The following is an 18,514-nucleotide window of genomic DNA, read 5'->3' as shown; positions in this document are numbered from 1 at the left end:
CGGAATGCTGGGGTTGCACCGCCAGCCTAGCGCCGCCGGAGCCAGAGATACAGAAGCGCCGCCATGGCGACGGCGCTCAGCCAGCAGGCCAGCTCAATGGGCTTGCCGGTCGCGATCAAGGCGATGCTGCAGGCCATGGCGGCCAAGGCGGTCAGGACGGCGGCGAACCTACGCCGGGGGGCGAACACCCGCGAGACGCGGATCAGCGAGCCGCCGGCCAGGGTGTAGCTGTAGAGGGCGAGCAGCACCGAGACATTGGCCAGGAAGCCGAACTGCTGGCCGAGCGTCGGGCTGGCGGTGACGGCGGCCATCAGGCTCATCAGCCCGCCGGCGGTCATCAGGTTGATCGGCGAGGCGTGCTCGCCCGGGCGGGTGCGGAAGACCTTCGGGAAGACCCCGGCGTCGGCGCCCGTGCGCGTGGTCTCGCTGGTCACCAGCACCCAGCCCGTGACGCAGCCCTGGGCGCGCAGCAGGGCGCAGACCGCGATCGCCGCGGCGAGGCCGACGCCGAGGGTCGTGCGCCCGGCCTCGGCGAACGGCGCGGAGGACCTGGCCAGGGCCGTCGCCGGAAGAATGCCCATAAGCACGGCGCACGCGCTGAAGTAGAGCACCGCCACCGCGATCACGCCGATCAGCGTGGCGCGCGGCACATTGCGAGCCGGATTGCGCACGACGCCCGCTGTCGCCGCGGCGCACTCGACGCCGAGGAAGGCCCAGAAGGCGTTGAGCGCCGAGGCGCCCACCGCCGACCCCAGGCTCAGCCCTTGCGGATTCCAGGACGCGATGAAGGTGGCCGGGTGAAAGGCGAGCCAGCCCAGGGTCGCGGTGATCAGCACCGGCAGCAGGCCGAGCGCCAGGGTCAGGCCCTCGACACGAGCGACGGCCCTGGGTCCGATCCAGGCGGCGGCGACCGATAGCCAGATCGCGGCGAGGGTGATCAGCAGCCGCGGACCCGGCTCGGCCAGCGCTGGAACCAGGAACCCCGCCGCGCCAGCCACGGCCAGCGCGATCGCCGCGGTGCCGATCCAGTTGGTCGCCCAGTAGGCCACGGCGATCTGGACGCCGAAGAACGGGCCCAGCCCCGCCTCCACATAGCCGGGCAGCCCCTGGGCTTGCGGCGCGGCGATCCCCAGCCAGGCGAACATGCCGGCGATGGCCAGGGCCGCGGCGGTCGCGGCCAGCCAACCGAGGATCGATATGGAGCCCACGGCGCCCAGGGTGGCGGGCAGGAGGTAGATGCCCGAACCGATCATGCTGCCGGCAACGAGCGCCGTGGCCCCGAAGAGGCCGACGGATCCGTGTCCGCCGCCCGCCGTCGCGGCGGCTGGAAGGACGGCGGAGTCGGACGTGGGCATCAGCGTTCCACCATCTGGCCCGGCCAGGGGCCCGCCAGGAGCCGACGCCTAAGCCGGAGCAAACACCGGGACCGGCGGCCCGCCCTCGGTCGGCTGGAACCTAACCTTGACCTTCAGGCCGATGGCAAGCCCGTCGGGGGTCACGTCGACGAAGTTGGTCAGCACGGACGGACCCTCGTTCAGCGTCACATAGCCGATGGCGTAGGGGCCGGTGGGCGAACGGCGCAGCACCGAATAGGTGTAGACCACGCCTTCGCCCGGGCTTTCCTCCAGCACCGTATCGCCGGAGAAGCAGTGCGGGCAGATGGCGCGCGGATACCAGTAGGCTTTGCCGCAGGCGTTGCAGCGGCCGATCAGGAATCGGCCCTCGGCGGCCGCGTCCCAGAACGGCTTGGTCTCGATCGACACCGCCGGCGGCGGGATCGGGCGGGTCATCTTCTCCTGAGCTTCAGACATGTTCAGCCCTCCCTTTCCAGGATCACGGTGGCCGCCGCGTGCCGGGTGCCCAGCGAGCCCCCCGTGCCGTGGGCGATGGCCAGGTCGCAGTCGGCCACCTGGACCTTGGGATGGGCTTCGCCGCGCAGCTGGCGCACCGCCTCGATCACCTTGGTGATGCCGCCGCGGTTGGTGGGGTGGTTGTTGCACAGACCCCCGCCGTCGGTGTTGAACGGCAGCTTGCCCACGCCGGAGATCAGGTTGCCGTCGCTGACGAACCGGCCGCCCTGGCCCTTCGCACAGAACCCCAGGTCCTCCAGCTGCATCAGCACGGTGATCGTGAAGCTGTCGTAGATCGAGGCGTATTTGATGTCGGAAGGTGTCACGCCCGCCTCCTCGAACGCGCGTGGCCCCGACCACACGGCGCCGGAATGGGTGAGGTCGAGGTCCAGGCCGCCCAGGGGCGCCTTCGGCGCCTCGCCCGCGCCGATCACCCGCACCTTTGGCCGGTGGAGCGTCCTGGCGACTTCCGGCGAGGTGACGATCAGCGCGCCGCCGCCGTCGGTGACGACGCAGCAGTCCAGCAGATGTAGCGGGTCGGAAATCATCCGGGAGTTGACCACCTGCTCGACGGTGACCACGTCCTTCAGGAAGGCGTGCGGGTTCCATTGGGCATGGTGACTGGCGGCGACCTTGATCCAGGCCAGCTGTTCGCTGGTCGTGCCGTATTCATACATGTGGCGCATGGCGCACATCCCGTAGGTGTTGTGGGTCGAGCCGCCATAGATGTTCTCGAAGCCAGCTTCCGGCGCCCCGTCGGAGAGCCCCCCGCCGGCCGCCGGGCCGCGCCCGGCGCCGCCTGGCCGGTTGCCGCCGTGTCGCGGCCGGCCGGCCAGCGTGATCAGCGCCACCGAGCACTTGCCCGCCGCGATCGCCTGGGCCGCGTGGCCCACGTGGACGATGTAGGACGAGCCGCCGGTCTCGGTGGAATCCAGGTGGCGGACGTTTCGCAACCCCATGTAGTCGACCATCGACATGCCGCCGAACCCCGGCGCGTCGCCGGCGCAGAAGTAGCCGTCGATGTCGAGGTGGGAGAGGCCGGCGTCGGCCAGGGCGCCTTGGGCGCATTCGGCGTGCAGCTGCGCGGTGGAGGTGTCCGGCGCATCGCGGAGCGGATGCTCGAACGCGCCCATGACATAGGCCTTGCCCTTGATGCTCATGATCCTCCCCGAAATGACCTTCGCCAGCCAGAATAGAGTCGCAGGAATGAGTCTCGCCCATTCGCCGGCCGCGCCCGAGTCGCGCGGGACGGCGCCGTCAGGCCAGATCTTCCATTGACGCCCCCGATCCGCCTATTTCGCGGCGGGAGCCTTGGCGGCGTCAGTCTCGGCGGCGGCCGGCGCCGCTGGCTTCTTATCAGGCTTGGCGGGCGCTCCGGCCGGCGCCGGCGCGGCCGCGGCCGCCGGGTTCGGCGCGGGGATCGGCAGGGTGGAGCCCTGGGCGTGCAGGTAGGCAATAACGTCGATGCGGTCCTGCGGCTGTTTCAGGCCGACGAAGCTCATCTTGGTGCCGCTGATGTACTTCTGCGGGTTTTTGACGAACTCGTAGATATGTTCGTAGTCCCAGATCGGCTGCTTGGCGCCGAACGCCTTCATGCCGTCGGAATAGGCGAAGCCCGCATGGCTGCCGGGCGCGCGGCCGACGACGCCCCAGAGGTTCGGGCCGGTGCCGTTGGCGCCGCCGTTGTCGGCGTTGTGGCAGGACTTGCATTTCTCGAAGACCGTCGCGCCGGCCTTCAGGTCGGCCTTTTGCAGCACCGCGCCCCAGTCGGGCGGAACATCGGGCGCCGCGGCCGCGCCGCCGGCGTCTTGGGTGATTTCGACGACATAGCCGGGCTTGGCGACCTTCTCCGGGCTGAACACGCCGGAAGACAGTTGCACCAGGCCGGTGATGATGAAGGCCGTCGCCAGCACGGCGCCGGCGTATTTGTTGAAGGTCAGGTCGCTCATCGTATCGAAATCGGCCCTCTTCACGGCCGGCCGGGAAGGCCGGCGAAAGCGCGGGAATCCCGCCCCTTGTTGCGCCCGGCTCTCTTACACGCTACCGGCGCTCGCGCAACCGCCCAGGCAAGGCCGTAACGCTTCCGATGAATCCGATCGTGCTGATCCCCGCGCGCCTGGCCGCGACCCGCCTGCCCGGCAAGCCCCTGGCCGACATCGGCGGTGTGCCGATGATCGTGCGCGTGCTGCGCCAGGCTGAGGCCGCCGGCGTCGGTCCCGTGGCCGTGGCGGCGGGTGATTCGCGGATCGTCGCGGCGGTGGAGGCCGCCGGAGGACGCTGCGTGCTGACCGACCCCGACCTGCCCTCCGGCACCGACCGCATCGTCGCCGCCCTGGCGCAGCTCGACCCCGCCGGCGCCCACGACGTGGTGATCAACCTGCAGGGCGACATCCCCTTCGTCCGTCCCGACGCCGTGCGGGCGGTGGCCGACCTGCTGGCCGCCCAGCCCTCCTGCGACATCGCCACGGTGATGGTGGCGCTGGCCGATCCCGCCGACCGGACCAACCCCCACATCCCCAAGGTGGTCGCCGCGATGCAGGCCGACGGACGGTCGGGCCGGGCGCTCTATTTCACCCGCTCGGTGCTCTATGGCGAGGGGCCGGTGTGGCTGCACCACGGGATCTATGGCTTCCGGCGGGCGGCGCTTGCGCGGTTCGCCGCGACCCCGCCCTCGCCGCTGGAGCTGCGCGAGCGGCTGGAGCAGCTGCGGGCCCTGGAGCTTGGCCTGTCGATCTGGGCCGCGGTAATCGACGAAGCGCCGATCTCGGTGGACACGCCCGCCGATCTGGACCGCGCGCGCAACCATGCAAGGGAGTCTTCATGAGCGGGGGACGCATCGCTTTCCAGGGCGAGCTGGGCGCCAACAGCCATGAGGCCTGCATGGCCGCCTATCCGGCGATGCAGCCGGTTCCGCACGCCACCTTCGAGGAGGCGTTCGAGGCGGTGAAGACCGGCGACTGCCAGCTGGGCATGATCCCGGTGGAGAACTCTACCGCCGGGCGCGTGGCCGACGTGCACCACCTGTTGCCCTCCTCGGGCCTGAAGATCATCGGCGAGCGGTTCAAGCCGATCCACTTTCACCTGATGGCCAACCCCGGCGTCCGGCGCGAGGACATCAGGACGGTGGTCTCCATGCCCTTTGCCTGGGGCCAGTGCCGGCGAATGCTCAGCACCCTTGACGTGACCATGGAAGCCGCCGGCGACACGGCGGCCTCGGCCAGAATCGTCTCGGAACACCCCGATCCAACGCGCGCGGCGATCGCACCGGCGCTGGCGGCCGAGATCTACGGCCTGGAGATCCTGGCGCGTGACATCGAGGACGAGCACCACAACACCACCCGCTTCCTGGTGATGACCGCCGAGGCGGCGCCGAAGCCGCCGCCGTTCACCGAACCCTGCATCACCAGCTTCACCTTCAAGGTCCGCAACTTGCCGGCGGCGCTCTACAAGGCCATGGGCGGGTTCGCCACCAGCGGCGTCAACATCTCCAAGCTGGAAAGCTACATGGAAGACGGCGCCTGGACAGCGACCTTCTTCTACGCCGAGGCCGACGGCCGGCCCGAGGACCGCGGCCTGGCGCTGGCCTTCGAGGAACTGGGCTTCTTCGCCGAGAAGTTCGAGATCCTCGGCGTCTACCCCGCCGACCCGTTCCGCACGCGGGGGTAGCTTCCCTCCCTTAGTGAACAACGTGCGGGAAAGGAAGATCAACGCCGCCCGAACAGCCGCTCGATGTCGGCCAGCTTCAGTTCGACATAGGTGGGGCGGCCGTGGTTGCACTGGCCGGAGTGGGGCGTGGCTTCCATCTGTCGCAGCAGGGCGTTCATTTCCGCGGCGGCCAGCCTGCGGCCGGCGCGCACCGAGCCGTGGCAAGCCATGGTCGAGCAGACGTCCTCCAGCCGTTCCTTCAGCGCCAGGGCCTGGCCGTTCTCGGCCAGGTCGTCGGCGATATCGCGGACCAGACCCTGGACGTCGGTCTCGCCCAGCAGGGCCGGGGTCTCGCGGACCAGCACCGCGCCCGGCCCGAACGGTTCGACCATGAGGCCCAGCGCCGCCAGCTCTTCGGCCTTGGCGCAGACCCGTTCGGCCTCGGAGGGATCGAGTTCGACCACCTCCGGCAAGAGCAGGGCCTGACGCATGACGCCGCCTTCGGCCATTTCGTGCTTCATCCGCTCATAGACCAGCCGCTCGTGGGCGGCGTGCTGGTCGACGATGACCACCCCGTCGCGGGTCTGGGCGACGATGTAGGTCGCGTGCACCTGGGCCCGCGCCGCCCCCAGCGGGTAGTCGACGGGATCGAACGCCGGAGCGGGAGCGCCGTCCTCGGCCACCGCCGACTCTGCTGCATAGTCCCAGGGCGGTTCGGCGCGGGCGGAGACCTCGGTCAGGCCGGGGATCGACTGCACGGCGGCGGCCAGGGCAGACGGCTGCCAACCGCCCTGTCGCCAGGCGGAGTAGCCGGCGGCGGAGGGCGGCGGAACATGCCCGCCGAGCCGGAAGCCCCCCAGGGCCGCGCTCGATAGGGTGGTCGAGGCCCGATGCCCGGCGCCCGCCAGGGCGTGGCGCAGGCCGCCGATGATCAGCCCGCGCACCACCCCCGGATCGCGGAACCGGACCTCGGCCTTGGCGGGGTGGACGTTGACGTCGACGTAGGCCGTGTCGAGCTCGAGATAGAGCGCGGCCAGCGGATGGCGGTCGCGGGCCAGGAAATCAGCGTAGGCGGCTCTCAGCGCGCCCTGCAGCAGGCGGTCGCGCACCGGGCGGCCGTTGACGAACAGGTACTGGTGGCCGGCATTGCCACGATTGTAGGTCGGCAGGCCGGCGAACCCCGACAGCCGCACGCCCTCGCGCTCGTGGTCGAGGGCTAGGGCGTTCTCCGCGAACTCTCGCCCCATGATCGCCGCCAGCCGCGCCAGCCGCCCGTCGGGCCCCGGCGCCTCGGCGGGCAGGCGGATCGTGCGGCGGCCGTCGAGGTCCAGGCTGAAGGCGACCGCCTCGTGGGCCATGGCCTGACGCTTGATCTCCTCGGCGATGGCCATGGCTTCGGCCCGCTCGGACTTCATGAACTTCAGCCGCGCCGGCGTGGCGTAGAAGAGGTCGCGCACCTCCACCCTCGCCCCATGCGGATCGGGGAAGGCGGCGGGCGTCACAGGGCCCACCGCGCCGGCTTCGACGAAGATCGCGTGAGCCTCGGCTTGACCGCACGCCCGACTGGAGATCGTCAGCCGGGCCACCGAGCCGATGGACGGCAGGGCCTCGCCGCGGAAACCAAGGGTGGAGATGTGCAACAGATCGTAGTCGCCAGCGGCGTCGGGGCTGAGCTTGGAGGTGGCGTGCCGCTCGATGGCCAGCGGCAGCTCGTCGGCGGCCAGGCCCTGGCCGTCGTCGGCCACCAGGATGCGGCTCAGGCCGCCGCCGTCGGCCTGCACCTCGACGCGGGTCGCCCCGGCGTCCAGGGCGTTTTCCACCAGCTCCTTGACCGCGCTCGCCGGGCGTTCCACCACCTCGCCGGCGGCGATGCGGTTGACGGTTTGCGGCGGCAGGCGACGGATCGGCATGTCAGAGCTTTCAGCAGTCCGGCACTATAGGACGATTCCGGGGCGGCGAATGGGCGTGCGGCACAAGCTTTCGGCGTTCGCACTGGCCGCGCTCGGGGCCGCCTGCATGGCCGCCGCGCCCGCGACGACGGCGCAGGTCCCGCTGACCGCCGCCAGACCCGATCCCACCGATCCCGATTCCGTCCTGGTCGAGGAACTGGTGGTCAGGGGACGCCTTCCGGGGCCGGCCTGGTGGACGGTCTCCGACGCCGAAACGACCGTCTATGTCCTGGGCTCGCCGTCGCTGGCGCCGCGCCGCATGGCGTGGGACCGGACCGTCTTCGAACGCCGCCTGAAGGGCGCGAACGTGGTGATCCTTCCCTTCCAGCAGATCCGCGTGACGCTGGGTGGGGCGTTCGCCGCCGCCGTCGCCTACCTGCGCCTGCGGTCTGGAACCCCGTTCGAGGAGACTCTTGAGCCGGCTGCCCGCGCCCGGTTCGTCGCCCTACGCACGCGCCTGGGCCAGCCCGCCTCGCACTACGGCACCCGCAGCGCACTCGCGGCGGGCCTGATCCTGGCCAACGACAACCGCGAGCACACCGGCCTGACGGTCACCGATCCCACCAAGCTGATCCGGCTGCTCGCCCGCCAGGCGCATGTGCCGATCCTGCAGAAGAGCTATGACATCGGCCCGCTGATGGGGGCCATCACGCGCACGCCCGCCCCGGCCGCGCGCACCTGCCTCGACGAGGTGATGAGCACGGTCGAGGCGGGACCCGCCGGCACGATCGCCGCGGCGCGAGCCTGGGCGCAGGGCGACGTGCGCGGCGCGCTGGACAATGAGCGGACCTTCGAACGCTGCATCGCCAGTGTGCCGGGCGTCCAGGCCTTCGACGCCCAGGTCAAGGCCGATCAGGTCGCGGCGATCGAGACCGCGCTGAAGACGCCGGGCCACGCCATCGCCGTGGTGCAACTGCGGCCGCTGCTGGCGCAGGGCGGCGTGCTCGACCGGCTTCGCTCGAAGGGCTTTACGGTGACGACGCCCGCAGACGAGGAGTAACGGCGCCTCGGATCATTGGGGCCCGAAGGTCGCGGCCACGAAGTTGGCGTAGCTGTCCAGCACCTTGGGATCCTCCCGGACGATCTGCACCACCTGGCGCGGGATCAGCTTCAGGTGATCCTGCATCTTCAGCGGCGCCATGCCCATCGTGGGTCCGAAGTCGCGAAAGATGGCGAACGCCTTCTGCTCGAACCCGTCGACATCGACCTTGGCTGGGCCGTTGGCGAAGGCCTCGCGGCTGAGGTCATAGAAGGCGTGCATGTGCGGGTCGTTGATCCAGGCCTGCTGCTCCTGGCCGCCCTGCAGGCTGGCCGCGGCGGGCGCCGCGGCCTTGCTGTGCGCCGGATGGGCCAGCGCGGGCGCGCTCAACGCAAGGAACGCGAAAAGGGCGCCCGTGGCGAGGCGTTGGCGGGTCGAGGCAATCATGTGACGCTCCTTGAGGTTTCGACGTGGCTTCCCCCGCCCCGGAAACCGGTCGCAGGCGCGCGCCAAGGCGGGGCATTGATGGCAAGAAAGACTGACATCATGTAAAAGATATCATACATCTTCTCAAGCCCGTCGTCCACCGAGGTCAAAGCCATGTCGTTCCGCGAGAAATCCGCCTGGATCACCCTGGCGACGGTGCTCGTCTGCTTCGGGGCCTATTTTGGCGCGCTGCTGACCGGCCACGTCCGCGGCTTTCAAGCCCTGTTCTTCCTGCTAATCTGCGGCGTCGGCCTGATCGGGTTGCAGCTCGGGCTGACCCTGATCGCGGCGCTGACCACGCCCAGGGACGGCCGCGCGCCGAGGGACGAGCGCGAGATCCTGATCCAGGCCCGCTCACACACGATCGGCTACCATGTGCTGATGGTCTGGGGCCTGGCGATGTTCATCCCGATCCACCTGGGCCACAGCGCGCTGGACATGGCCAACTTCGCGCTGCTGGGCGTGGTGATCGCCACCCTGGTTGTCGCGGTCGCCCAGATTGTCACCTTCCGGCGCGGGGCCTGACGTGGGCTCCGCGCGCCTGCCGATCGTCAATCAGATCCGCCGCCTGCGGTTCGAGCACGGCGAGATGACGCAAGGCCAGCTGGCCGAGAAAATCGGCATGACCCGCCAGACCATCGCCGCCATCGAGGCCGGCAAATATTCGCCCTCGTTGGAAGCGGCTTTCCGCATCGCCCATGTGTTCTCAGCCAGCCTGGACGATGTGTTCCAGTGGGACGAATAGCTGGACTCTAAAGGCCCGGCAGCTTGATCCGGTGCTGGCCTTCGCGCTGGATCACCACCGTCTTGCCGCCGGTCAGTTGGGCGATGCGCTTTTCCTCGGCGGCGGCGTCGATGGGCGTGGCGTCTGAGCCAATGGGCGCAGCCGCCGGCGCGGCGGTCTTGTCGGCGCGCCAGAACATCACCTTGTCGGCGAAGCTCCTTTCCTTGTGGCTGACATCGCCGAACTCGTCATCGACGACGTAGCGGATCAGGGGGTCGGCCTTGTCCGCGCCGGCCTTGGCCACCAGCAGCTTCTCGCCGTCGGACCGAGCCTCGCCCTCACGTTGGCCGAGCAGGGCGACGCGCGCGGCGCTTTCCGGCTGCAGCTCCTGCGGGCGCGGCTTGCCCGGCGCCGGCGGCCGCAACGAGAAGTCGGGCGGCAGCACCAGCGGGGCCTTGGTCACCACGCGGAATTCGTCGGGAGTCACCTTGTTCATGCCCAGCGCGTTGCGCGTCGATTGGCATCCGGCGAGACCCGCCGCGGCGATCAGGGCGGAGGCGACGATCACTCGGTTGACGCTCATGAGGTGGTAGCTCCTAGCGCTTCCCGGCGCGGCGAAGTCTCGCCGAAAGGGAAGCGCGCCAGTTTGTTGACCCATCGATTCCGCATGCCGGAAATCGATGGGGACCGCCCCCGGCCAGAAAAGAGACTGTGGATAGCCTAAACGGGCGCACACGCCAACGGCGCATCAGGCCGTATCCTGCGACGTCTTTGCGGCGCGTTCGCGACCATCCTGGCGCAGCATGTCGATCAGCAGCAGACAGATGCCGAGGGTGATCGCGGAATCCGCCACATTGAACACCCACGGAAACTGGAGGCGGGTGACGTCGATGAAGTCGACGACGGCGCCGAAGCGGATGCGGTCGATGACGTTGCCGACGGCGCCGCCCATCACCAGGCCCACGGCCACGGCGAACAGCGGCCGCTCGGTGCGGCGAACCCACACCGCCAGCACCACCGACACGACGATCGAGAACACCGCCAGCGCCCAGCGCACCAGGTCGTGGCGGGCCTGCAGAAAGCCGAAGCTGACCCCGGAATTGCGCACGCCGGTCAGGTGCAGGGGTCCGAAAACCGCTAGGGTTTCGCCCTCGCGCAGCTGCAGAACCTCCAGGATCCAGTGCTTCGACGCCTGGTCGGCGATGATCACCGCCAGCGCCAGGATCAGCGCCAGTCCGCCCAGTCTTGTCACCCAGCTCACGCCGCCGCCTCCGCCTTGGCCGCGTCCCAGTGGGCGACGGCGTCATCACAGCGTTCGCAGAGGAAGCTGGGCGCCTTGACCTGCGGCAACACCCGCCAGCACCGCGCGCATTTGTGGCCGCTGGCCCGGATCGGCGACACCGCGACGCCGGGCGCCTCGCTCAGCCGGAAGCTGTCCTCCGGGCCGGGGCCGGGGGACAGGGTCGCGGCGCTGGTGCGGAACACCTCGGCGGGGTCGAGGCCCTCGAAGGCGGCCCGCAGGCCGGCGTCGGCAATCTCCACCGCGGGCGCGGCCTCCAGCGCGGCGCCCATCCGCTTCTCCCGCCGCTCGACCTCAAGTGCGCCAGTAACCACCGAGGTCACCGTCTGAACCTGGGCCCAACGCCCGGCCTCGACGTCGTTGCGCCAGGCATCGGGCGTCGTGGGGAACACCCGCAGGCCGTTCGAGGCGGCGTCCGGGAACCGCGTGGTCCACGCCTCTTCGGTGGTGAACGGCATCAGCGGCGAGAGCCAGACGGTCAGCCGTTCGAACGCCGCGTCCATCACCGTGCGCGTCGCACGCCGGCGTTCGCTGTCGGGCCGGTCGCAATAAAGGGCGTCGCGGCGGATGTCGAAGAACAGGGCCGAAAGCTCGACCTGGCAGAACTCGATCAGGGCGCGCGCCACGTCCTGGAAGATGAAGCCCTCATAGGCGGCACGGACGTGGGCGTCGAGCTCCCAAAGCCGGTGCAGGATGAACCGCTCCAGCGGCGGCATGGCCTCCAGCGGCAGTCGTTCGCTGTCGGTGAACCCCTCCAGCGCGCCCAGCAGGTAGCGCAGCGTGTTGCGCAGCTTGCGGTAGGCGTCCGAGGTGGTCTGCAGCACCGTCTTGCCGATCCGGCTGTCGTCGGCGTAGTCGATGCTGGCGGCCCAAAGCCGGATGATCTCGGCCCCGGACTCGCCGATCACCGTCTCGGGATCGACGGTGTTGCCCTTGGACTTGGACATTTTCTCGCCGGCCTCGTCCATGGTGAAGCCATGGGTGAGGATCGCGTCGTAGGGCGCCCGGCCGCGCGTGCCGGAGCTTTCCAGCAGCGACGACTGGAACCAGCCGCGATGCTGGTCGGAGCCTTCCAGATAGAGGTCGGCGGGCCAGTGGGTGTCGGCGCGGCCTTCCAGGGTGAAGGCGTGCGTCGCGCCGGAATCGAACCAGACATCGAGGATGTCCTCGATCTTTTCATAGCGATCAGGGTCGTGGGCGCCGAGGAAATCGGTCACCGGGCGGGTGAACCAGGCGTCGGCGCCGTCCTGGGCGATCGCCTCGACGATCCGGCGGTTGACCTCTTCGTCGTGCAGCGGCTGGTTGGTTTCCTTGTCGACGAACATGGCCAGCGGCGAGCCCCAGGCGCGCTGGCGGCTGACCAGCCAGTCGGGCCGGCTCTCGACCATCGAGCGGATGCGATTGCGCCCGCCCTCCGGGTAGAAGGCGGTGGCGTCGATGGCTTCCAGCGCCGTTTCCCGCAGGGTGCGGCCGGCGTGCGCGGCGTCCTCCAGCGGCGTGTCCATGCGGATGAACCACTGCGGCGTGTTGCGGAAGATCACCGGCGCCTTGGACCGCCAGGAGTGCGGATAGGAATGCGCCAGCCGGCCGCGCGCCAGCAGAGTCCCGGCCTCGATCAGCCGATCCATCACCGCGGCGTTGGCCGGTCCGAACCGGCCGGCTTTCTTGCCCTCGGTTTCCAGAACTTTCAGCCCGCCGAACAGCGCCACGTGATCGTAATAGGCGCCGTCGGGATCGACCGTCTCGGGGATCTCGCGATGACCGTGGGCGATCCACACCATATAGTCGTCGGCGCCGTGGCCGGGCGCGGTGTGGACGAACCCCGTGCCCGCGTCCTCGGTGACGTGGTCGCCGGCCAGCATCGGCACCTGGAAGCCGTAGTGCCTGTCGAGCCCGGCCAGCGGGTGGGCCAGCACCATGCCCTGGCAATCGACGGTCTCGACACGCTTGAAGGTGGCGACCATGGCCGCGGCCATCACCTCGGCGGCCAGCTTGTCGGCGACGATCAGCCGGTCGCCGGCCTTCGCCCAGGGCTCGAACGCCAGGTCGGCCTGCATCGCCTCGACCTGATAGACCGAATAGGCGATATCGGGGTTGTAGCTCACCGCCCGGTTGGCCGGGATCGTCCAGGGCGTGGTGGTCCAGATCACCACGCTGGCGCCGTCGGTGGCGTCGGAGCCCTCGACCACCGGGAACTTCACCCAGACGGTGGGGCTGGTGTGGTCGTGATATTCGACTTCGGCGTCGGCCAGAGCGGTGCGCTCCACCGGGCTCCACATCACCGGCTTGGAGCCGCGATAGAGCTGGCCGGAGGCGACGAACTTGTGGAACTCCGCGACGATGGTCGCCTCGCTCGAATAGTCCATGGTGGCGTAGCGGTTTTCCCAGTCGCCGATCACCCCCAGGCGCTTGAAACCGGCCATCTGGACCTCGATCCAGTGGGCGGCGTACTCGCGGCAGCGGGCGCGGAACTCGGCGCGGGAGACCTCGTCCTTGCGGCGGCCCTTGGCGCGCAGCTCCTCCTCGACCTTCCACTCGATGGGCAGGCCGTGGCAGTCCCAGCCGGGTCGATAGTCGACGTCGTAGCCGAGCGCGAAGCGCGAGCGGACCACGAAGTCCTTGAGCGTCTTCTGCAGGGCATGGCCAATGTGGATCGCGCCATTGGCATAGGGCGGGCCGTCGTGCAGCACGAACAGCTTGGCGCCCGCCGCCTGCCGGGCCGCGCGCATGGCGTTGTAGAGATCGATGCCCGCCCAGCGCTCCAGGATCTGCGGTTCCAACCGCGGCAGGCCCGCGCGCATGGGAAAGGGCGTCTCGGGGAGGAAGACGGTTTCGCGATAGTCCCGCCCCTTTTGTTCGTCGAAGAGGGGTGTCTCGGCGTCGTCGGCCATGGAATTTTCCAGCTTGGTTCGGAGCGGTCCCCGGCGCGGCCTTCGCGGCGTTCGACGCTTCGTAGGCCGGGGATGACGGGCTTACAAGCACCCGGCGCGCGCGCAGACATGGTCGTCCGCCAGCGTCACGCCGGGCGGATAATTCGCAAGTCTTTCCGAACCGAAGTCATGCCGCAAGGGGATACCAGACGACGCTACGGAACCCAAGGGGTCGGCGACATGCGGCGACTGTCGAACGCCCATGGCGGCGCGCGCACCACGTTCGGGGCTTGGAACGGCCCGGCCAGAACCGCTATGCCAGGGCCATGACCGATGCGCCCGAAGCCCAAGGCCCGCTCGCCGATCTCGTTGTCATCGAGATGGGCACCCTGATCGCCGGGCCGTTCGCCGGCCAGATCCTCGGCGACTTCGGCGCCGAGGTGATCAAGATCGAGGACCCCAAGGCGGGCGATCCCATGCGCCAGTGGGGCCGCAGCCTGCCCAAGGGCCACTCGCCCTGGTGGCCGGTGATCGGGCGCAACAAGAAGTCCGTCGGCCTGGACCTGCGCACGCCGGACGGCCAGGCCATCGCCAGGGCGCTGATCGCCAAGGCTGACGTGGTGATCGAGAACTTCCGCCCCGGCGCCATGGAGAAGTGGGGCCTGTCCTATGAAGCCTTGTCCGCCGACAACCCCGGCCTGGTGATGGCCCGCGTCTCCGGCTTCGGCCAGACCGGCCCCTATTCGCAGCGCGCCGGCTACGGCCTGATCGGCGAGGCCATGGGCGGCCTGCGCTACGTCACCGGCGAGCCTGACCGGCCCCCGGCGCGCGCCGGCATCTCCATCGGCGACAGCCTGGCGGCCATGCACGCAGTGATGGGCATCACCATGGCGCTGCACGGGCGCGCGCGCACCGGCAAAGGCCAGGTGATCGACGCGGCGCTCTATGAAAGCGTGCTGGCGGTTATGGAAAACCTGGTCACCGAATACGACCTGACCGGCTATGTCCGCGAACGCTCCGGCTCGGTGCTGCCCGGCATCGCGCCGTCCAACGCCTACCCCTGCCAGGGCGGCGAGCTGATCCTGATCGGCGGCAACGGCGACACCGTCTATGCCCGCCTGACCGAGGTGATGGGCCGCCCCGACCTGAAGACCGACCCGAAATTCATCGATCACGCCTCGCGCGGCGTGAACCAGCACGAACTCGACGCGATCATCGCCGACTGGACCAGCACCTTCACCCTGCCCGACCTGCTGGCCCGGCTGCAGGCCAAGGGCGTCCCGGCCTCCCGCGTGTTCCGCGCGCCCGACATGCTGGAAGACCCGCAGTTCGTCGCCCGCGAGGCGATCGTCACCACCGACCACCCGGTGTTCGGCCAGGTGAAGATGCAGAACGTCTTTCCCAAGCTGTCGCGCACCCCGGGCGCCGTGCGCTGGCCCGGCCCGCCGCTGGGCGCCCACACCGACGAGGTTCTGCGAGCGCGGGCCGGCTGCTCGGAGGCGCGGATCGCCAAGTTGCGGGAAAAGGGCGTGATCTAGAAACAAGGCGACCTAACGCCCCGCCGCGGCGCCTGCGTGGCGCAGCATGGCCTGGAGGCGGGCGCCGTAGAGGCTGGCGGGCCCCCAGCGCGCGTGGACCACCGGCGCCTGGGCGCGCAGCGCGTCGGCGCCGGCCTGGGCCCGGCCGTCGCGGACCATGCAGTCGCCGCCGACCGCCTCGACCCACGCCATGCGCCAGGGGTCCTTGGGATAGGCCGCCGCCATAATCGGTCGCGCCTCGGCGACCAGCCGCAGGCCGCGCGCCGGGTCGCCGGCGGCGCAGGCGATCTCGGCCCGTTCCAGCAGCACGGGCGCCAGGTTGCGGTGGTGGTTGCGCCGCGCGGCGGCCTCGGCCCTGGCGAACAGGGCGTCGGCGTCCGGCGAGCGGCCCAGGCCCCGCTCGGCAATGCCCAGGTTGGCGTATTCGAACACCAGGTCGTCGGCCATGTCGTCCTTCTGGGCCAGGTCGATGGCGACGGCGCGCCGCAGCAGCGGATCGGCCTCGGCGAAGGCCCCGCGTTCCAACAGCATCCGCGCCAGGTTGTTGAGCGCGCCGGCGACCAGCGGGTGATCGGGGCCGAGGATCGCCTCATAGCCGGCGAGCGCGCGACGAAAATAGGCCTCCGCCCCGGCCGGGTCGCCGGCCATATGGGCGATGTTGCCCAGGGTGTTGAGCTCGTCGGCGACCTCCGGGTGGGAGGCGCCCCGGGTCTTCAGATAGATGGCCAGCGAGCGCTCGACGTTGGCGCGGGCGCCGGCCAGGTCGCCGGCGTAGAACTGAGTCTCGCCGATCAGTTTGTAATCGTTGGCGGCCTCCGCGCTGTCCGGGCCATGGGCCCGACGGTCCAGCGCCAGCGCCGCGCCGGCGTTGCGTAGGGCGCCGGCATAGTCGCCCAGCCGGTCCTGCGCCTGGGCCAGGCCCGCCAGGTTGCGGGCGACCAGCGGGCTGGCCTCGCCTTCGGACCGGCGCGCCAGGGCCAGCGCGCGCCGGTGGGTGGCGAGCGCCGCGCCGTAGTCGTCGGCGCGCCACTGGGCCTCGCCAAGGGCGGTCAGCTGGCGGGCGCGGACGGCGGGATCGACGGCGGCAATGCTGAGGCCGTGTTGCAGCTGGGCCTGCGACTGGCGTAGCAGGCCCAGCCCGCCATAGACCTCGCCCAGGGTGGTGGTGAGCTCCGCCCGCACGGTGGGCTCGCCGGCCAGCCCATGGTCGAGCTGGCGCGCGCCGCGGTCGAGGATTTCGCGCGCGGTGATGGTGTCTCCCCGCGCCTCCGACGGGTCGGCCACGGCGAACAGCGACTTGACGAAGGCCACGGTGCGCTCGGCGGTGAGCGTCTTCTGGCGCGCCACGTCGCGCTGGCGGACGGCCACGGCGGCGAGGCCGGACATGGCCAGGAAGCCCGCTGACGCCGCCGCCGCCACGCCCATCAGCTGGCGCTGGCGGCGCGCCAGATCGCGCTGGCGAAGCTCGTCGTAGCCGACGCCGAGGATGCCTGCGAGGAGCTTCAGCTTTGCCGCCGTGCGGTCGTCGCCGCCCGGGCGGATGTCGGCGGCCAGGGGCTCGCTCGCGCCGGTCTCGAACAGGGCCGGTGGAAAGCACTCCAGGGCGGGATCGGCCCCGGAAGCGGCCGCCTGTGGGACGCCGCCGGCGATCAGGCACTGGATGCGGCCGGCGCGGCCCAGGGCGGTGAAGGCGCGGATCTCCTCATTGACCCAGCGCGAGGCCGCGCCATTGGGCGTGCAGATGACGATCAGCGAGGCGGCTTCGCCCAGAGCCTCGCGCACCGAGGCGGCCAGGTCGGCGGAGGCCGCCAGTTCCTCGCGGTCCTGAAAGATGGGCGGCAGCCGAGCGCCGATGTCGCCCAGCGCGCCCTGGCGGCCGCGCAGCCGATGCGGGACGCGATAGGTCTCGAGCGCGCGGTGCAGCCAGGACGCGATGTGGCGGTCGCGATGGTTGTAGCTGATGAACGCCGCGTAGCGCACGCCGGCGAAGGCGGGGCGTCAGGCGGGCGCGGCGACGCGACGGCGGCGGGCGGCCAGGCCCACGAGACCGAAGCCGGTGACCAGCATGGCCCAGGTGGCTGGCTCCGGCGTGCCCGTGCTCGGTTTGGCCATCGGCAGGGTGAGGTTGGGACTGGGCAGCTTGCCCACGTCGAACAGCTGCTTCACCTTGCCCACCCGCCAGCCGGCTTGGCTGAGCGGAGTGAAGCCGCAGGTCGCCGGCAGGGCCGAGCAATCTACAAAGCGGCCATAGCCGAAGGAGATGGTCACGGTCCGGTTGCCGGTGACGTAGCCACCCAACGGCGAGGAGGCGACATTGTTGTTGAAGAACGCCACCTGGTAGACACCCTTGTCGCCGCCGGGATCTGTGGTGTCGAAGTTGATGAGGGTGATACCGGGTTGATGGGTCGCCTCGTAGTGGGCGTTGCGGAACTGCTTTCGCGAGCTGCTCGCGGTGGCGCCGAACGCCGGGGCGACGTAGTCGCCGACCACCGAGCCCAGGGTGGCCCCGCCGGTCAGGGATGCGCCCAGGCCGATGATGCCTTCCCGGTAGAGGTAGATGGAACTGGAGCCGTTGACGCTGAAGCCCAGGGACGTGGGGCTGCAGGCCGCGCCCAGGGTGCAGAGCGTCGGAAAGCTGAAGCTGTCGGTGAAATCCTCGTCGGTGCGGATGCCGCCGCCGCTCGCCATCGCCGATCCGGCCGCCAGCAGGCTCGCGCAGGCGGCGAGGCCGCAGAGACGCGCGCCGGCGCTGTGACGAGATGTTGTCAGGACGCCGACGAGTGAACGTCCGCCCGCGGAAAACCTGCGGTCCATACTGTAACGCCTCCCCAGTTCGAGCCGGCGGGACAGAAAGATGTCGCGTCCTTCCTGGCCTCACGCGAACTCAACAACGCCCGACAACGCCGACGCAACGCCATCGGATTTGAACGAACATGATACTGCAATGGAAAGCCGGGACTTGGCAATCGGCCGTTATCGCTGCGTCGATCACCATCTGGCCGCCCGGTTTTGGCGCGCCGCCAGACGCCCAATCCGCCAAAATCCGCGCGGTCCGCGACCCGTGCCGCGGACCGTGCGAGGAGGCCGGGTCGCTTGACCGGGCGAGATCCCTGGGCCGCCGGTCCGGCCCCCGCGGTGACCGCGAGTCCCCCAAGGCACAGTCATAGGTCGCC

Annotated in this window: 17 protein-coding genes; 6 read left to right on the top strand and 11 right to left on the bottom strand. The window is 70.2% G+C overall.

Features of this window, described 5'->3' with window-relative positions; all coding sequences use genetic code 11:
- Positions 1-26 precede the first annotated feature (26 nt).
- The 4 genes from RMN86_RS01550 to RMN86_RS01535 form a co-directional block, all read right to left on the bottom strand.
- The gene (locus RMN86_RS01550; RefSeq protein WP_309604065.1) at positions 27-1,355 is read right to left on the bottom strand and encodes an amino acid permease; all 1,329 of its coding nucleotides are present in this window, start codon (positions 1,353-1,355) and stop codon (positions 27-29) included.
- A 48-nt stretch (positions 1,356-1,403) separates the two neighbouring features.
- Positions 1,404-1,811 carry a Zn-ribbon domain-containing OB-fold protein gene (locus RMN86_RS01545; RefSeq protein ID WP_309604064.1) on the bottom strand — a complete coding sequence of 136 codons (408 nt, stop codon included), beginning with the start codon at positions 1,809-1,811 and terminating at the stop codon, positions 1,404-1,406.
- 2 nt (positions 1,812-1,813) lie between these two features.
- Positions 1,814-3,010, bottom strand: coding sequence for a thiolase domain-containing protein (locus RMN86_RS01540; RefSeq protein WP_309604063.1), 1,197 nt, complete (start codon positions 3,008-3,010; stop codon positions 1,814-1,816).
- A gap of 132 nt (positions 3,011-3,142) precedes the next feature.
- On the bottom strand, positions 3,143-3,799 hold the full coding sequence (locus tag RMN86_RS01535; RefSeq protein WP_309604062.1) for a cytochrome c family protein: 657 nt from the start codon (positions 3,797-3,799) through the stop codon (positions 3,143-3,145).
- Between the two features lie 137 nt (positions 3,800-3,936).
- On the opposite strand from RMN86_RS01535, the gene RMN86_RS01530 reads away from it, so the two are divergent.
- Positions 3,937-4,674, top strand: a complete 738-nt coding sequence (locus tag RMN86_RS01530; RefSeq protein WP_309604061.1) for a 3-deoxy-manno-octulosonate cytidylyltransferase — start codon at positions 3,937-3,939, stop codon at positions 4,672-4,674.
- On the top strand, positions 4,671-5,516 hold the full coding sequence (locus RMN86_RS01525) for a prephenate dehydratase (protein ID WP_309604060.1): 846 nt from the start codon (positions 4,671-4,673) through the stop codon (positions 5,514-5,516). Before RMN86_RS01530 ends, RMN86_RS01525 begins: the two co-directional genes overlap by 4 nt.
- Positions 5,517-5,554: 38 nt before the next feature.
- Here RMN86_RS01525 and mutL read toward each other — a convergent pair whose 3' ends face one another.
- Positions 5,555-7,405 carry a DNA mismatch repair endonuclease MutL gene (gene mutL, locus RMN86_RS01520; protein ID WP_309604059.1) on the bottom strand — a complete coding sequence of 617 codons (1,851 nt, stop codon included), beginning with the start codon at positions 7,403-7,405 and terminating at the stop codon, positions 5,555-5,557.
- Between the two features lie 55 nt (positions 7,406-7,460).
- On the opposite strand from mutL, the gene RMN86_RS01515 reads away from it, so the two are divergent.
- Positions 7,461-8,444, top strand: a complete 984-nt coding sequence (locus RMN86_RS01515; RefSeq protein WP_309604058.1) for a TraB/GumN family protein — start codon at positions 7,461-7,463, stop codon at positions 8,442-8,444.
- Between the two features lie 12 nt (positions 8,445-8,456).
- Here RMN86_RS01515 and RMN86_RS01510 read toward each other — a convergent pair whose 3' ends face one another.
- Positions 8,457-8,870 (bottom strand): hypothetical protein, encoded by a 414-nt coding sequence (locus RMN86_RS01510; RefSeq protein WP_309604057.1) that lies wholly within the window; start codon positions 8,868-8,870, stop codon positions 8,457-8,459.
- A 153-nt stretch (positions 8,871-9,023) separates the two neighbouring features.
- Here RMN86_RS01510 and RMN86_RS01505 point away from each other — a divergent pair, with 153 nt between their 5' ends.
- Together RMN86_RS01505 and RMN86_RS01500 are read left to right on the top strand one after the other, a co-directional pair.
- Positions 9,024-9,434 (top strand): hypothetical protein, encoded by a 411-nt coding sequence (locus RMN86_RS01505; protein ID WP_309604056.1) that lies wholly within the window; start codon positions 9,024-9,026, stop codon positions 9,432-9,434.
- Between the two features lies 1 nt (position 9,435).
- A complete protein-coding gene (locus RMN86_RS01500; RefSeq protein ID WP_405041298.1) occupies positions 9,436-9,654 on the top strand; it encodes a helix-turn-helix transcriptional regulator in 219 nt (72 codons plus the stop codon).
- Between the two features lie 7 nt (positions 9,655-9,661).
- Here RMN86_RS01500 and RMN86_RS01495 read toward each other — a convergent pair whose 3' ends face one another.
- The 3 genes from RMN86_RS01495 to ileS all read right to left on the bottom strand — a co-directional run bounded on the left by RMN86_RS01495 (position 9,662) and on the right by ileS (position 13,824).
- Entirely contained in the window at positions 9,662-10,216 is a 555-nt protein-coding gene (locus RMN86_RS01495) for a DUF3035 domain-containing protein (RefSeq protein WP_309604055.1), read from the bottom strand.
- A gap of 165 nt (positions 10,217-10,381) precedes the next feature.
- Complete coding sequence (gene lspA / locus RMN86_RS01490; RefSeq protein WP_309604054.1) at positions 10,382-10,894, bottom strand: signal peptidase II; 513 nt, start codon at positions 10,892-10,894, stop codon at positions 10,382-10,384.
- Complete coding sequence (ileS, locus tag RMN86_RS01485) at positions 10,891-13,824, bottom strand: isoleucine--tRNA ligase (protein WP_309604053.1); 2,934 nt, start codon at positions 13,822-13,824, stop codon at positions 10,891-10,893. Before ileS ends, lspA begins: the two co-directional genes overlap by 4 nt.
- Positions 13,825-14,129: 305 nt before the next feature.
- On the opposite strand from ileS, the gene RMN86_RS01480 reads away from it, so the two are divergent.
- On the top strand, positions 14,130-15,341 hold the full coding sequence (locus RMN86_RS01480) for a CaiB/BaiF CoA-transferase family protein (RefSeq protein ID WP_309604052.1): 1,212 nt from the start codon (positions 14,130-14,132) through the stop codon (positions 15,339-15,341).
- 12 nt (positions 15,342-15,353) lie between these two features.
- Here RMN86_RS01480 and RMN86_RS01475 read toward each other — a convergent pair whose 3' ends face one another.
- Complete coding sequence (locus RMN86_RS01475; protein WP_309604051.1) at positions 15,354-17,321, bottom strand: toll/interleukin-1 receptor domain-containing protein; 1,968 nt, start codon at positions 17,319-17,321, stop codon at positions 15,354-15,356.
- Between the two features lie 18 nt (positions 17,322-17,339).
- Positions 17,340-18,155, bottom strand: coding sequence for a PEPxxWA-CTERM sorting domain-containing protein (locus tag RMN86_RS01470; RefSeq protein ID WP_309604050.1), 816 nt, complete (start codon positions 18,153-18,155; stop codon positions 17,340-17,342).
- Positions 18,156-18,514 lie beyond the last annotated feature (359 nt).

Source organism: Phenylobacterium sp. (assembly GCF_031360265.1).
Taxonomy (GTDB): Bacteria; Pseudomonadota; Alphaproteobacteria; order Caulobacterales; family Caulobacteraceae; genus Phenylobacterium.
Note: the sequence above shows the minus strand (reverse complement) of the source record. Positions and strands in the feature narration are given on the sequence as shown.